Source organism: Pelagibacterium sp. (genome assembly GCF_965249125.1).
In the GTDB taxonomy this organism is placed as follows: Bacteria; Pseudomonadota; Alphaproteobacteria; order Rhizobiales; family Devosiaceae; genus Pelagibacterium.
In genome coordinates this window covers 2126688-2140849 of the sequence record NZ_OZ252217.1, presented here as the reverse complement: position 1 = coordinate 2140849, position 14162 = coordinate 2126688, and the positions used below count along the sequence as shown (strand labels likewise).

Sequence of the window (14162 nt, the reverse complement as noted above, 5' to 3'; positions counted from 1 at the left end):
CGGCCATGTCGGCAAAGTTCAAGTCGTTTATCACCGATCTTCTTGCCCAAATCGACATCGAAATCGACGGCTCGCGACCCTGGGATATCCAGGTTCATGACGACCGGCTGTTCAGCCGGGTGATGACCCACGGAACCCTGGGACTGGGCGAAGCCTATATGGACGGCTGGTGGGACAGCGAGGCGGTCGATCAGTTTTTGTACCGGTGCCTGACGGGGCAATTGCAGCACCGGGTCAAATTCGATCCCGCCCTGGCGCTTCTGACCATAAAGGGCATGGTGCTCAATCCCCAGCGGTTGCATGTGCGCGAAGTGGGCGAAAAGCACTACGATATCGGCAACGATCTCTACAGGCGCATGCTCGATCCGCGCATGGTCTATTCGTGCGGCTATTGGCGCGAGGCCGAAACGTTGGACGCCGCCCAGGAAGCCAAGCTCGATCTGATCTGCCGCAAGATCGGCCTGAAAGAGGGTATGCGCATCCTCGATATCGGTTCGGGCTGGGGCGGCCTGCTCAAATTCGCCGCCGAGCACTATGGCGTCTCGGGGCTGGGCATCACCGTCTCAAAAGAGCAGATGGCCTATGCCAACGACACCCGGGGCGACCTGCCGGTCGAAACAAGGCTGATGGACTATCTCGAACTCGACGGTCAATTCGACAGAATCGTCTCGGTCGGCATGTTCGAGCATGTGGGCTACAAGAATTATCGGCCCTATTTCTCCAAGGTCAGCGAATTGTTGCCCGATGACGGGTTGTTCCTGCTGCACTCCATCGGCGGCAGCCTGACGCGTCGGGCCGGCGAGCCCTGGCTGGAAAAGTACATATTTCCCCACGGCATGCTGCCATCACCCAAACAGGTCGCGACTGCTGTGGAAGGCAAGCTCATCATGGAGGACTGGCACAATTTCGGCGCCGACTACGATCCGACATTGATGGCGTGGCACGACAATTTCGAGGCTGCATGGCCAGAACTTGCCGAGACCTATGGTGAACGCTTCCATCGCATGTGGCGCTACTATCTCTTGAGCTGCGCCGCCATCTTCCGGGCCCGCTGGGTACATCTGTGGCAGGTGGTTTATTCAAAGGACGGGCTGCAGGGCGGGTATATGTCGGTGCGCTAGAGCGCGTCCAGCAAAAGTGGAAACGGTTTTGCGGTTCGGACGCGCGACAAAACAAGGACTTAGATCAAGTCTGCGATTCGAAGAAAAGCGGATTTGATCTAAAGCCCGGCGCCGACAAGAGGTGCCAGAAACACCAGCGTGATTGGCACGGTGACCACTCCGAGCACCGTCTGGAAGGCAATGATTCCGGCCATGAGCGGGGCGTCCCCGCCCAATTGCCGCGCCATGACATAGGCCGACGAGGCCGTGGGCAGGCACTGGATCAGCAGCACCACTAGCGCTGCCGGACCGGTGAGCCCGACAGCAATGCAGATGGCGGCAGTCAGCGCGGGAATGAGCAGGAAGCGCGCGGCGGTGGCCACCAGCGCGGGCCGTATGCCGCGCCCGAGTGCTTCCCAGTTCAGCGCGGCACCGACGCACAAGAGGCCTATCGGCAGGGCTGCCTGACCCATTGCCTGCATGAAGCCTTCGAGGCCGGCTGGCAAAGCGATGCCGGTCAACCGCAGGACGACCCCAGCCACGCACCCAAGGATTAGCGGGTTGAGGGCTATGGATTTGACCACGCCCAAGGCGGAGGGCTGGCGGCTGCCATGGCGGGCGAACACCAGCGAGCATACGATATTGACGGTGGGCACCAAGATGGCGTTGACCACGGCCGCCAGCGCCGCGCCGGGCACGCCCAGAAGCCCCACGGCGGCGGTGACGCCGACATAGTTGTTGAAACGTATGCCGCCCTGGACAACGGAGGTCAGGGCCGGTCCGTCGAACCGGGTTACCCGATTGGCCGCCAGCAGCACCAATGTCCCGATCACCGCCGGCCCGATCAACCCCACCGCAATCAGCCCGATGGGCGCTTGAGACAGGTCGGCCTTGTAGAGCCCGTGCGCAAACAAGAGGGGCAGGAGCACGAAATAGGCCAGCCGCTCGGCCTGCGGCCAAAATCCCTCACCCAGAAAACCGAAACGCTTGAGCAGGTGGCCCAGTGTAATGATCAGTGCAATGGGCAACAGAGCGGAAAAAATGAGGGCGAGCATGGACATCCGGACACAAGGGAGTATGTGCTTCTAGTCCCGCCCGGAGATTTGGCCAAGCCCTACCTGTTCGGTGGGAGTTTTCGGCGCAGGGCAATGCCATGCTCAATGCGCACGATTTACTGGCAGGCTTTTTTGCGTCTCACATAAATTTTGATCGTCCAGCCCTCGCACCTTCATCGTCATTGAGCGATAATAGGGCAACTCAGAAACTGGGAGATAAACATGCGCCTGACCTTAACGGCATTGGCCATTTCCGCAGCGCTGACCGCACCGGCCATCGCTCAATCCGAAATCACGCCGCTCGTCGATGCCAACTGGCTGATCGAGAACGCCGGGGCCGACAATGTGGTCATCCTCGACATTCGCGACAACATCGAAGGCACCGATCTGGGCGAGCTGCCCTATGTCGCCAACTCGGTCGTCGCCCCCTACGGTTCGGCCGGATGGCGTACCGAGGTTCAAGGGGTTCCGGGCCAGATTCCGCCCGTTGAACAGGTCGCCGAATTGATCGGTTCGCTCGGGATCGACAATGACGATCACGTGGTGATCCTGCCCTGGGGCACCGATTCCACGGAAATCGGTGGCGCAACCCGGGTCTATTGGACCTTCAAATATCTCGGCCATGACGAGGTTTCGATCCTCGACGGCGGCTGGCGTCAGTTCGATGCCGCCGGCGGCGAACGGGTCGCGGAACTCGCAACGCCCGAGGCGGCCGAATTTACCGCTGAAGTGCGCCCTGAACTGATTGCCACCACCGACGACGTTCTCGCAGCGCTCGAAAACGGTACGGCGCTGGTCGACGGTCGTCCCGTGGAGCAATATGAGGGGCAGTCCAAGAGCCCCGTGGTTGCTGCGCTCGGCACTATCCCCGGATCGGTCAATATCCCGCACTCCGAATTCTACAGCGCCGAATATGCGCGCTTTGCCCAGCCCGACACCGTGGCTGCGTTGCTCGAAGCGGTGAATGTGACTTCGGACGAAGACAGCATCGTCTTCTGCAACACCGGCCATTGGGCTTCGGTCGCCTGGTTCGGTCTGCACGAAATCCTCGGCAACGAAAACGCGTCGATGTATGACGGTTCGATGGCCGAATGGACCGCCGACCCGTCTCGTCCGGTGGAATAATCGGTCGACCTCCAGTCCGACCCTTGCAGATGCCCCGGCGTTCGGGGCATCTGTTTCATTTCAGAGCATTTCAGCGCTTCTCTGAATCGCTTCAATTGCTCTAAGTCTTTGTTTTGTCGCGTGTCCGAACCGATAAAGTGGTATCCACTTTATCTGGACGCGCTCCAGAGCCTTTAGTTTTTGAAAGACCGAAATGTCTGACATCGCTCTCGATCGTCCCTCCTATTTACCCGCCGCGGTCTCCGATCGCGGGCCCGCTCTGGTGACTGGGCTGGGGCTGATCCTCGGTTTTATTGCCATCTGGTATCTTGTCGATCTGCGCCAGGCCTCCCTGTTCGCCATAGGCGGCGGGCTGGGCGCGGCGCTCTATCACGGCGCTTTCGGGTTCACCGGCGGGTGGCGCCGCATGGTGGTGGAAAAGCGCGGCCGGGGCATGCGCGCCCAGATGCTGATGATCGGGGTTACCGCGATTGCCATGATGCCGCTCCTGGCCGCCGGTAATCTTGGCGGACAACCGCTGGTCGGGGCATTGGCGCCGGTCGGTGTGTCGGTCATCGTCGGCGCGACGATGTTCGGCCTGGGCATGCAATTGGGCGGCGGCTGCGGATCGGGTACGCTGTTTACGGTCGGCGGTGGATCGGCGCGCATGCTGGTGACGCTTGGCTTCTTCATCGTCGGCGCGGTGCTGGGCACGGCTCATCTGCCGTTCTGGCTCGAAGCGCCCTCGCTTGGGGTCATCGATGCGCGTGTTCAGTTCGGCCTGCCCGCGGCCATCGGCCTGACCATCATTGCGCTCTCGCTGGTGGCGATCGTCACGGCGGCTATCGAAAAGCGCGCTCATGGCAATCTCGAACCCGAGCCCGCCCCCAAGCGTCCGGGCTGGTCCTGGCTGCTTTATGGTCCCTGGCCGCTGGTCGGGGCGGGGCTGGTTCTGGCCATCCTCAACATTGCGACCTTGTTGCTCGCCGGCCATCCGTGGTCGATCACCTATGGCTTCGGGCTGTGGGGCGCCAAGATCGCCGACGCGGCTGGCATTCCCGTAGCAACCTGGGAATTCTGGACCTGGCCCGCCCAGGCACAGGCGCTCAATTCCTCGGTCCTGACTGACAACACCTCGGTCATGGATTTCGGCATCATTCTGGGTGCTGGCCTTGCCGCGGCGCTGGCCGGAAAGTTCGCCCCCAAGGCGAAATTGCCGCTCGGTTCGCTGATCGCCGCCGCCGTGGGCGGTATCCTCATGGGTTATGGCGCCCGCCTATCGTTCGGCTGCAACATCGGTGCGCTGTTTTCCGGCATCGCCTCGGGCAGCCTGCATGGCTGGCTCTGGTTTATCTGCGCTTTTGTCGGTTCGTTTATCGGCATCTGGGCCCGTCCCCTGTTCGGACTTGATGGATTTGCCAAAAAATGACCACCGGACGTAACACAATCCTGTTTGGTGCGGCGCTGGCCGTCGGCACCGTGGCGATTGCCGCCGACCATATCTCCAATCCGGTCGTGCGTGCCTCCAATCCCGTGGCGCAAAGCGAGGCGGGCACTGCGAGTCCCGCCGTTGCGCCCTGCGCGGCCGGTGCGCCTGTCGCCGCGGCCCCTTGCGCCGCCGGAGCGCCGGTGGCTGCCGCCCCCTGCGCAGCGGGAGCGCCGTTGGCCTCGGCCCCGCCGCCGCCTGCGCCAATGCCCGAGGAACCAGCGAGCCAGCTTGCCGCTCCGCCTCCGCCACCCGCACCCATGCCGGAGCCCGAGACGGCGGAACCTGAACTCGCTCCACCGCCTCCGCCTCCAGCCGCGATGCCCGAGGGGGAAACCGAAGCGCCCGATCTCGTGGTGAACTGATGAGTGATGCCCGCCAGCAGGCCCTGCACGAAATCGCCTTCTGCGAGAGCGTGCTCGCCAAGGGCGGGCTCACAGTTCTGACCGAAACCCTGCGCGATGCATCCGACATCTCGGTCTGGACCCATTATCCGAAAGACGATGTCTTCGATCCGCAGACCGGCGCGCAATGGTTCTACCATTCACACCCCGCCGACGACCCCGACGGGGCGGTCGAGCACGGTCACTTCCACTGTTTCGTGCGCCCGCAAGGCGCCAGCGGCCCAATCCACCATCTGATCGCCATCGGCGTCGATCCCTTCGGCACGCTCAAGCGGCTGTTTACCGTCAACCAGTGGGTTGTCGGCGACGACTGGCTCGATGCCGAACCCACAATTGCGCTGCTGGAAAAATTCGACGTCCACATGCCGCGTCCGTCCTATCTGGTCAATCGCTGGCTGACAGCGGTGCTGTCGGCCTATGACGATGAGATCCAGGCGCTGGTCCACGAACGCGACCGAACCCTCGCCGCGCACCGCCCCGAGGGCGATATTGCCGTGCGGGACGACAAAGCCCTCGAAGTCACCTCGGAATTGTTGTTTTAGGGCCGTTCAAGGTTGGCCGATGCACCGGCGCTTGCCAGCAGTTTCCATGGAGCCCGGCTTTCGCCGGGGAAGCGCAAGAGGCAAGGCGCTTGCGCATTGCGACTCCTAGCCGACCGTGTTGCTCTGAAACGACTAGTTTTGTCCGCAGGCTTGCCAAATGGCATTATTCTTCCTATTTTATGCCAAGAGGTGAAGCCATGTTGCACGAACTGCCAAGAGCCGACGCCGCTCCCGAGCGTCCCCAGATCACGGAAGCCGAAGCTGCCGCCATGGCGCGGACTGTCGTGAATTTGTTTGCCCGCTGGGACCTGTCGGATGCCGAGGCACGCGAAATCCTTGGCGGTCTGGCTGCCCGCACCTATGCGCGCTGGAAAGCAGGGGAGGTGGGGCGCATCGACCGCGATCTGGCCACGCGCCTGTCGCTGCTCATGGGCATCCACAAGGGGCTGCGCTATCTCTTCACAGATCCGGCGCGCGGCTATGGCTGGGTCAAAAAACCCAACAGCGCACTCGGCGGACGCACGCCGGTCGATATCATGACCGAGGGCTCCATTTTCGCGCTGGCTCGCATCCGCAGCTATCTCGACGCCGAGCGGGGCGGCTGGTGAGTGTTCCCGTTGTCCGGGTGCAATGGGGCAGGGCATATCGGATCATCCGCACCATCTATCCGCCCATCGACCTGTTCGAGGACATCGCCGATCCCGCCGATTGGGAAGCGCTGGCGTCGGCGGAATCGAAAACCAATCCCCGCGTCTGGGAGCATCTGGGCCGGCTCGACCTCGTCCCGCCGCAGCGCCGCGTGGCCGGGCAGGGGGCAAGCTGGCTGATGGCGCCCTTCGTTCATGTCAGCACCGACCGGCCGGGCCGGTTTGCCGACGGGACCTATGGCGTCTATAGCGCCGGCAGCAGCGAGGAAGTGGCCATCCGCGAAGTTGCCCACCATCACGGAATCGCCATGGCGGCCAGCGCCCAAGCGCCGGGCTGGACCTCGCAATTCCGCGTTCTGGTCAACGGGCTCGATCTCGACCTGCACGATGTGCGTGCGCGTCCCGATTGCCATATGCCGGACGATTACGGCCCGCCGCAAAAGCTTGGCAAAACGCTTCGAGCGACCGGCGGCAACGGCGTTATATACCGCAGCGTGCGGGCGCTGGGTGGCGAATGCGTCGGCATCTTCTGGCCCGACCTCATGGAAATCCCGGTTCAGGGGGACCATTTCGATTTCCATTGGGACGGCTCACGCGTCGACCGCGTTCGCAACTCGAGCACCAGCGCCATTTTCGCCCTGTAATTCGGACCGGATCACAGCGTCTGCAAAGGGGCCCGGCGTCATCGAAGCGGCCCAATTTTGCCAAATGAATCCAGGTCATCAAGCCGGTCCGGATTTCGGTGCTGCATACCTCCTGGCGGCAACGGCCCGCAACATCCGTTTCGGAGCGGTGGTCCCCACTTTGGTCACGTCAGGCCTGGTCGGAGATCCCGAGTACCTCAAGAACGAGCGCTCGCATTGCCCGTGCATCCACGCCGACAGCGGCGGATATGTGTGGACGATCGTCCCATCTATTGGGAGGGTAAGGCGTATGAATGTCGGCCATGATGGTCTGGCCCCGCGCAACGCCGTCGCAGGCAACCCTCACTGGCCCGGACTGCATTTGGAAAAGGTCGGGTCGCACCAAATAGCCTAGTGCAGAGGAATCGTGGACATAGCATCCATCGATGCCAAGGCGTGCATGGTAGTCGAGGTAGCCTTGGGTCAGACGAGCCAGCAATGCCTGGCTCGGACCGGCTTGGGCCAACTCGGCTACATCTTCGCGAGATAGAATTACCTGACGCGTGACGTCGAGGCCGATCGCTGTAAGCGGCCAGTCGGCGGAAAAAACCTGATCGGCCGCCTCGGGGTCACCTATGATGTTGGCCTCCGCCACCGGCGTGACGTTGCCGTTAGGACCCGCTGTCGAGAAAGCGCCTCCCATGATCACCACGCCCTTGACCAGCGCCGCAATCTGGGGCGCATGGTTGAGGGCCAGCGCCAGGTTGGTGAGACGCCCCACGGCCACGAGTGTGATTTCGCCGGGATGGTCACGGATGGTATCGGTGATGAACTGATGTGCCGGACGGGGATCGATGGCCCCGGCAGCGGAATCGGTTCTTGCGATATCGCCCAGCCCGTTGCTGCCGTGAACATGGGCCGGGCTGGGGCCGTTGGCGCGGGCGAGCGCCCGGCTGGCGCCACGCGCCACCGGAGCGGCGATGCCGAAATGCTGCTTTAGGAACAGGGCGTTGGCTGTCACGTTATCGATATCGGCATTTCCGAAAATCGTCGTGATGCCGACCAGGTCGATCTCGGGATGATTGTGGGCGAACAACAGGGCTGCCGCGTCATCGACACCGGGATCGGTGTCGATGATGATCTTGTGCGTCATGGGAAGGTGGTCCGTTTCAGGCGCTGGCGAGCGCTGGATAGAAATGACGCTTGCCCGAACGCTGCTTTTGAGCGTCCCAACCGGCGAGAATGACCACGGCACGGCTGGCCACGGCGCAGCATCGCTTTATCGAGTCCGCCGAGTCCGCCCGCTCGCGCGTGACGCGATTGGCGCCGACCGAACAAATCATGCCGCCCCGGAAGCCGAACAACTGGCACAACGTGAAGATCGTCGCCGCTTCCATCTCGAAATTGGCGACCCGGGCCTGGGTCAGGTCTTCAAGAACGGTGTCCATTTTCGATTGCCGGAAATCACCCGGCATCGGGTTGACCTCCCCGGCATAAAAACTGTCCACGCTGGCGGCCAGGCCCACATGATAGGTTTCCCCCAGCTCTTCGGCCGCCTGGATCAATGCCATGAGCACCTCGTGGTCGGCCACTGCCGGGTAGGCCTTGTCGACATAGGCATCGACGGTGCCGGTTAGGCGCAGGGCACCGGTCGAGATGATCAGGTCGCCCGGTGCCATTTCCGGCTGCAGCGCCGCGCACGAGCCCACGCGGATGAACGTGTCGGCCCCGCAATTGGACAGTTCCACGACCGCGATGTCGGTCGAGGGGCCGCCCACTCCATGCGAGCAGGCCGAGATATCGACACCGTCGATCTTGCCGCGAATGGTGCGATACTCGCGATGATGGGCAACTTCCGAAAATGAATCCCAGGCTTCTCCAATCACGGGGACGCGCCCCGGATCGCCCGGTGTCAGGACATAACGGGAAACCTCGCCCGGCTTGATTTTCAGATGCATCTGCACTCCGCCCGGATGAATGGGCGTGTGTTTTTCTGTCATAATATCCTCCGTGGGCGGCCCGGCTGGAGTCCGGGCTCGATATTGGTGGTCAGGGCTGAGGCAAAAACTGTGTGGTGTAGAGCGTCTCGGGATCGAGATCGGTCTCCAACCCGGCAAATTCAGTCAGGATATCCATGGTGCCGGCAACCACGCTGCCATCGAGGTTGCAGACGGGGGCGTCGGTAAAAATGTAGGATTCCTGGCGCGCAAGCTGCTCGGCCTGCTGGGCGGGATCGAGCTGGTTGTTGATCGCCAGCACGGCGGCAACCGCCTCTTCCTGGTGGTCATAGGCATATTCGTAACCCTTGATGGTCGCGTCCACGAAGGCCGAGACGATTTCGGGATTTGCATCGGCAAACGACCGGGTGGTGAAGATCACCTCGGCGTAGGTTTCGATGCCGAAGTCGGACGGCAGCATGACCGAGGTGGGCAGGCCGGCAAGCTCGACGGCGATGGGCTCGTTTACGGTAAAACCGGTCTTTGCATCGACATTGCCGTTGATGAGCAGTTCGGTGCTGGGCGAGACCACGAGATCGATATCATCGAGCGATACACCGGCCCGGGCAAGCATGGCCTGGGTCAACGTCCAGGGGCCGCCCTCATTGTAGGCGAGGGTCTTGCCGACCAGATCGGCCGGTTCGTCGATATTGTCTTCCGCCAGGGTGATGACGCCGCCCGGGTGCCGCTGGAAGCAGGCGGCCACCATGATGAGGTCCATTCCCTGGTTCTGACCGAGGATAATGCCGTTGACGTCATTGGTGCCGAACGTGTTGGCGCCCGAAGCGACCAGCGCCGTGGAGTTGAGGTTGGGGCCACCAGGCAATATCTCGACGTTCAGCCCGGCGTCCTGATAAAAGCCCTGCTCGGCGGCCATGACATAGCCCGCTGCCTGGACGTTGAGCAGCCAGGGCAGGCGCAGCGTGACGTCCGCGGTTTGTGCCATGGCGCCCGTTGCGAGGGAAGAAACCCCCGCGCTGAGAACGGCAAGGCTGAGAGCGATCTTTCCGGTCATGATGAATTCCCCTTTGTGATGTGCCTGGTCTGGTTCGGTGCTCAGACGTCCATGCGGGCTTCAGGCCAGTAAAGGCTCCAGCGCTCGACAAGGACGACGACATAAAAAAGAGCGACCGTCGCCACCGATGAGCTGATGATCGCGGCAAACAGCATGGTCGAATCCATCTGATAACCGGCGGTGACGATAAGGGTGCCGATACCGATATTGGCACCTGTGAATTCGGCCACGATGGCGCCGATCACCGCGGCGCTCGAGCTGATCTTGGCAGCGGCAAACGTATAGGGCAGGGCAGCGAAGATGCGGGCGTGCCAGAAGGTCTGGCCCTTGCTCGCGCCCACCACGCGCAGGAATTCCAGCGCCTGGCGGTCGAGGCTCTTGAGCCCCCTGACCGTGTTGACAAGTGTGGGAAAAAAGCAGATCAGCGCCGCAATTGCGACCTTGGGAGCCAACCCGTACCCCAGCCAGATGGTCAAAAGAGGCGCGATGGCGAGGATGGGAATGGTCTTGATGGTGATGGCCCAGGGAAAGAGCGCGCGCTCGGCGGTTCGGGAATAGAGAAAGAGCACAGCAAGTCCGACGGCGACACCCGTGCCGATCAGAAAGCCCAGGACGGCTGCGAGCATGGTCGAGGCAAGATTCTCGGCCAAAAGCTCGCGCATCTCGACCATTCGGACGGCGATCGTGCTGGGGGCAGGCAGCAGGAACGAGGGGATGGAGAAGGCTCGGACGGCGACCTCCCATCCAATGCCCACGGCAAGAAAGAGCCCGATTGAAGGCGCCAGATCGATAAGCCTGGCGAGCGTTTTGTTTGTTCCGCGCGAGGCGGCCAGGGCGTTACTGCTCATCGAGAAGTGCCTCGAGTTCGGAAAGTTGCCGCAAATGGTTCTGACTGGTGCGGGCCCGCCGGCCGGGCAGACGCGGTTCGGCGACATCCACGATGGCGCGGATGCGCCCTGGATGAGGGGCCATGACGACAATCTGGTCGGAGAGCGAGAGTGCTTCGCTCAGCGAGTGCGTGACGAACACCACCGTCATTGGACGATGGTCCCAGATGCGGATCAGTTCGTCATGCATCTCGCGGCGCGTGAATTCGTCCAGCGCGCCGAACGGTTCGTCCATCAAAAGAATTTCGGGCTCGTAGGCCAGCGCGCGGGCAATCGCTACCCTTTGGCGCATGCCGCCGGAAAGTTGCGCCGGGTAGTGGTCGGCGAAGGGTTCCAGGCGGACCAGGCGCAGCAGTTCGTCGGTTTTCACCTGGCGCTCGGCCGGGGTCCCCAATCGGAGAATGTCGAGCGGCAGGCGGATGTTGGCCGCGGCGGTTTTCCATGGAAAAAGGCTCGCGTCCTGGAACACGAAGCCGAACTTGCGGTGCCGCTGGTAGTCCTGGGTGGATTTTCCCATAACCGCGACCGACCCCGCGGTCTGGTCGAGCAGTCCGGAAATGATGCGCAGCAGCGTTGACTTGCCGCAGCCGCTGCGGCCGATGATCGACACAAAATTGTTGCGGCCAATGTCCAGTGAGACCTTGTCCAGGGCGGTGACCGGCCCCGAATTTCCATCGAACACCATATCGATGCCCGAAAGGGAAATCGCCGTTCCTGCGGCCGTGGCCGTCTGGTCCCGTTCCGTGGGCCCGCTCATTGCATTCATCGGTTCAACCCCTCGAACCATCAGAATTACCGCTCGCGACAAGTGGGCACTTGCGCGATGCGATGCGCCAGTTCATGGTGCATTTGTATAGATAAACACCGCATCGACGCAGGCACCAGCAGCAATTTTGCAATCTTGTGCACTAATTTTGGCATCGGTTCATCGGAGGGTCACATATGGCGATGTTGCGGACCGCGCTGATCTATTTCGATCAGGCCGTACGGGACGGCTCGATCCGCAAGGCTGCCGAATCGCTCAATATCGCGTCTTCGGCCATCAACCGCCAACTGCTCCAACTCGAGCAGGAAATGGGGGTCGAGCTTTTCGAAAGACTGCCACGGGGGATAAGGCCAACCGCGGCGGGCGAGGTGCTGCTTTCCTATGTCCGGCGCTGGAATCGCGAAGTGGCATCCATGCGCCAGAAGGTCGGAGAATTGCGCGGAGGCATTCGAGGCACGATCCGCATCGCGGCCGCTGAAAGCATTACCGAGGACATCCTGCCTCGGGCGTTGAGCGAATTGCACGAGCGCTTCCCACTTGTCGATTATTCCCTCATTTCCGGCGACAACCATCGCATCACCACCGAATTGTTTGCCAAGGAAGCCGACGTCGTTATTGCCTTCGATGTGGCCGATACCATACGGGCCGATGTGGTGCATACGGTGCGATCGCCGCTCGGCGTGATCTGCACGACCGACCATCCTCTGGCCCGATCCAGGACCGTCACGGTGGGAGAATGCACGCAATACCCGCTGGTCATTCCCGGCGATTCCTGGCTCAAATATTCCGGCCTGCATCACCTGCTTTCCGAACATGTGGGCATGACCCAGATCGTCGCGCGGGCAGAGCGGCCGGGCATGCTCAAGGCCATGGTGAAGTCAGGGCTCGGCATTGCCTTTCTCACGCATCTCGGCGTCGAGCGTGACGTGGCGGAAGGGCGTCTCGCCTGGGTGCCGCTGGCGCGCGGCATCATCAATCCAGCGACGATTTCCCTTATGGTCCCGCGCGGACAGATCCCGCCATTGTCGACCATGGCCCTGATCGAACTGCTCAAGCGCCATCTTTCCGAGTTCGCGGCCAAACAGCCCGGCTTGCCCGCTCAAGCGTTGAGCAATTGAGCGGCAAGTCCGTTGTGCCGGGCGATCAGCCCGGGCAGGTCCAGCGTCGTCAGATGCCCCTCCGACACAATTGTGCGGCCATTGACCATCGAAAACGCGACGCGATCGGGCCTGCCAAACACGAGCGCCGCCACGGGATCGTGCAGGGCACCGGCCAGCCCGATTGCGTTTAGGTCGAACGCGACGATATCGGCGCACATGCCCTCGGCGATCTGACCGATGTCGGTACGGGCAAGCACCCGCGCGCCTCCGCGCGTCGCCAGCTCGAGCGCCGTCCGCGCGCTCATGGCGTCGGGCCCGTGGCCCACCCGCTGCAACAGCATGGCCTGCCGCACCTCGTCGAGTATGTGGCCGGCATCGTTGGATGCCGATCCGTCCACGCCCAAGCCGACGGGCACGCCGGCCGCTACCATGTCCCGAACCGGCGCGATGCCCGATGCGAGGCGCATATTGGAGCAGGGGCAATGGGTCACGCCGGTGCCGGTGCGGGCGAACAGCGCGATGCCGGGGGCATCGAGCTTGACGCAATGGGCGTGCCAGACGTCGTGCCCTACCCATTCAAGGTCCTCGGCGTATTGTGCCGGCGTCATGCCGAATTTTTCCAGGGAATAGGCGACGTCATTGTCGTTCTCGGCGAGATGGGTATGGAGACCGACACCGAAATCGCGTGCCATTCGCGCCGTCTCGCGCATCAGGTCGCGGGAGACCGAGAAGGGCGAGCACGGCGCCAGCGCGATGCGCACCATGGCGCCGGGCTCGGGATCGTGAAATGTTTCGATCAGGCGCTGGCTGTCGGCCAGAATGGCACCTTCGTGCTCGGTAAGCCCGTCGGGGGGAAGGCCCCCCGCGCTCTCGCCAACGCTCATGGCGCCGCGGCTGGCATGAAACCGCATGCCCACTTCACGCGCGCCCTCAATCGAATGATCGAGCCTGCAGCCATTGGGAAAGATGTACAGATGATCTGAGCTTGTGGTGCATCCTGAAAGGATCAGTTCGGCCATGGCGGTCTGGGTGGAAACCCGTATCATTTCGGGCGTCAGCCCGGCCCAAATGCGGTAGAGCCGCTTGAGCCAACCGAACAGCTCCACATTCTGGGCCGCCGGGACGGCCCGGGTGAGGCTCTGGTACATGTGGTGATGCGTGTTTATGAGACCGGGGAGCACGATCTTGCCAGACATGTCGATCACTTCGTCGGCGACGATGTCCTTGTCGATGCCTCCAACGCCCGCGATCTTGTTGCCGACGACCACAATGTCGGCGTCGGTGAGTTCGCGCCGATGGTCATCCATGGTCACCAGATGAGAAGCGTTCTTTAAAAGGACTGTTCGTGACACTGGCGTCTCCTCCCCGATGCAAAGACCAGAAAGAGAATGGCGCTTGGAGACAAGCTCTAAATTTCGGACGCAGCAATCGAAAAT

General features: G+C 62.2%; 15 protein-coding genes. 8 read left to right on the top strand and 7 right to left on the bottom strand.

Features of this window, described 5'->3' with window-relative positions; translation table 11 throughout:
- The first annotated feature begins 5 nt into the window (after positions 1–5).
- Complete coding sequence (gene cfa / locus ACP148_RS10490) at positions 6–1121, top strand: cyclopropane fatty acyl phospholipid synthase (RefSeq protein ID WP_421950850.1); 1116 nt, start codon at positions 6–8, stop codon at positions 1119–1121.
- Between the two features lie 98 nt (positions 1122–1219).
- On the opposite strand, the gene ACP148_RS10485 is transcribed toward cfa, so the two are convergent.
- Complete coding sequence (locus tag ACP148_RS10485) at positions 1220–2155, bottom strand: AEC family transporter (protein ID WP_421950849.1); 936 nt, start codon at positions 2153–2155, stop codon at positions 1220–1222.
- A gap of 222 nt (positions 2156–2377) precedes the next feature.
- Here ACP148_RS10485 and ACP148_RS10480 point away from each other — a divergent pair, with 222 nt between their 5' ends.
- The 6 genes from ACP148_RS10480 (at position 2378) to ACP148_RS10455 (ending at position 6982) form a co-directional block, all read left to right on the top strand.
- On the top strand, positions 2378–3280 hold the full coding sequence (locus tag ACP148_RS10480; protein WP_421950848.1) for a sulfurtransferase: 903 nt from the start codon (positions 2378–2380) through the stop codon (positions 3278–3280).
- A gap of 193 nt (positions 3281–3473) precedes the next feature.
- A complete protein-coding gene (locus tag ACP148_RS10475) occupies positions 3474–4688 on the top strand; it encodes a YeeE/YedE family protein (RefSeq protein WP_421950847.1) in 1215 nt (404 codons plus the stop codon).
- Positions 4685–5110 (top strand): hypothetical protein, encoded by a 426-nt coding sequence (locus ACP148_RS10470; RefSeq protein ID WP_421950846.1) that lies wholly within the window; start codon positions 4685–4687, stop codon positions 5108–5110. Before ACP148_RS10475 ends, ACP148_RS10470 begins: the two co-directional genes overlap by 4 nt.
- Positions 5107–5691, top strand: a complete 585-nt coding sequence (locus tag ACP148_RS10465) for a DUF6969 family protein (RefSeq protein ID WP_421950916.1) — start codon at positions 5107–5109, stop codon at positions 5689–5691. The genes ACP148_RS10470 and ACP148_RS10465 overlap by 4 nt, the downstream gene beginning before the upstream one ends.
- Before the next feature lie 197 nt (positions 5692–5888).
- Positions 5889–6299, top strand: coding sequence for an MbcA/ParS/Xre antitoxin family protein (locus ACP148_RS10460; RefSeq protein ID WP_421950845.1), 411 nt, complete (start codon positions 5889–5891; stop codon positions 6297–6299).
- The gene (locus ACP148_RS10455) at positions 6296–6982 is read left to right on the top strand and encodes an RES family NAD+ phosphorylase (RefSeq protein ID WP_421950844.1); all 687 of its coding nucleotides are present in this window, start codon (positions 6296–6298) and stop codon (positions 6980–6982) included. Before ACP148_RS10460 ends, ACP148_RS10455 begins: the two co-directional genes overlap by 4 nt.
- A gap of 169 nt (positions 6983–7151) precedes the next feature.
- Here ACP148_RS10455 and ACP148_RS10450 read toward each other — a convergent pair whose 3' ends face one another.
- Genes ACP148_RS10450 through ACP148_RS10430 form a run of 5 tightly spaced genes read right to left on the bottom strand, consistent with a single transcriptional unit; the run spans position 7152 to position 11617 of the window.
- Complete coding sequence (locus ACP148_RS10450) at positions 7152–8114, bottom strand: nucleoside hydrolase (RefSeq protein WP_421950843.1); 963 nt, start codon at positions 8112–8114, stop codon at positions 7152–7154.
- Positions 8115–8130: 16 nt separating this feature from the next.
- Positions 8131–8961, bottom strand: coding sequence for a nucleoside phosphorylase (locus ACP148_RS10445; RefSeq protein WP_421950842.1), 831 nt, complete (start codon positions 8959–8961; stop codon positions 8131–8133).
- Between the two features lie 49 nt (positions 8962–9010).
- Positions 9011–9973, bottom strand: a complete 963-nt coding sequence (locus ACP148_RS10440) for an ABC transporter substrate-binding protein (RefSeq protein WP_421950841.1) — start codon at positions 9971–9973, stop codon at positions 9011–9013.
- Between the two features lie 41 nt (positions 9974–10014).
- The gene (locus ACP148_RS10435) at positions 10015–10821 is read right to left on the bottom strand and encodes an ABC transporter permease (protein WP_421950840.1); all 807 of its coding nucleotides are present in this window, start codon (positions 10819–10821) and stop codon (positions 10015–10017) included.
- Positions 10811–11617 carry an ABC transporter ATP-binding protein gene (locus ACP148_RS10430; protein WP_421950839.1) on the bottom strand — a complete coding sequence of 269 codons (807 nt, stop codon included), beginning with the start codon at positions 11615–11617 and terminating at the stop codon, positions 10811–10813. The genes ACP148_RS10435 and ACP148_RS10430 overlap by 11 nt, the downstream gene beginning before the upstream one ends.
- 185 nt (positions 11618–11802) lie before the next feature.
- Here ACP148_RS10430 and ACP148_RS10425 point away from each other — a divergent pair, with 185 nt between their 5' ends.
- Positions 11803–12744 (top strand): LysR family transcriptional regulator, encoded by a 942-nt coding sequence (locus ACP148_RS10425; RefSeq protein ID WP_421950838.1) that lies wholly within the window; start codon positions 11803–11805, stop codon positions 12742–12744.
- Here ACP148_RS10425 and ACP148_RS10420 read toward each other — a convergent pair.
- Positions 12726–14078: an 8-oxoguanine deaminase gene (locus ACP148_RS10420; RefSeq protein WP_421950837.1), complete on the bottom strand. Its 1353-nt coding sequence runs from the start codon at positions 14076–14078 to the stop codon at positions 12726–12728. The genes ACP148_RS10425 and ACP148_RS10420 overlap by 19 nt on opposite strands.
- Positions 14079–14162 lie beyond the last annotated feature (84 nt).

Coding starts and splice junctions, on each gene's coding strand:
- ACP148_RS10435 (WP_421950840.1), bottom strand. CDS start 10,821: ATGAGCAGTAACGCCCTGGCCGCCTCGCGCGGAACAAACAAAACGCTC.
- ACP148_RS10425 (WP_421950838.1), top strand. CDS start 11,803: ATGGCGATGTTGCGGACCGCGCTGATCTATTTCGATCAGGCCGTACGG.
- ACP148_RS10480 (WP_421950848.1), top strand. CDS start 2,378: ATGCGCCTGACCTTAACGGCATTGGCCATTTCCGCAGCGCTGACCGCA.
- ACP148_RS10460 (WP_421950845.1), top strand. CDS start 5,889: ATGTTGCACGAACTGCCAAGAGCCGACGCCGCTCCCGAGCGTCCCCAG.
- ACP148_RS10440 (WP_421950841.1), bottom strand. CDS start 9,973: ATGACCGGAAAGATCGCTCTCAGCCTTGCCGTTCTCAGCGCGGGGGTT.
- cfa (WP_421950850.1), top strand. CDS start 6: ATGTCGGCAAAGTTCAAGTCGTTTATCACCGATCTTCTTGCCCAAATC.
- ACP148_RS10450 (WP_421950843.1), bottom strand. CDS start 8,114: ATGACGCACAAGATCATCATCGACACCGATCCCGGTGTCGATGACGCG.
- ACP148_RS10470 (WP_421950846.1), top strand. CDS start 4,685: ATGACCACCGGACGTAACACAATCCTGTTTGGTGCGGCGCTGGCCGTC.
- ACP148_RS10475 (WP_421950847.1), top strand. CDS start 3,474: ATGTCTGACATCGCTCTCGATCGTCCCTCCTATTTACCCGCCGCGGTC.
- ACP148_RS10430 (WP_421950839.1), bottom strand. CDS start 11,617: ATGAGCGGGCCCACGGAACGGGACCAGACGGCCACGGCCGCAGGAACG.
- ACP148_RS10485 (WP_421950849.1), bottom strand. CDS start 2,155: ATGCTCGCCCTCATTTTTTCCGCTCTGTTGCCCATTGCACTGATCATT.
- ACP148_RS10445 (WP_421950842.1), bottom strand. CDS start 8,961: ATGACAGAAAAACACACGCCCATTCATCCGGGCGGAGTGCAGATGCAT.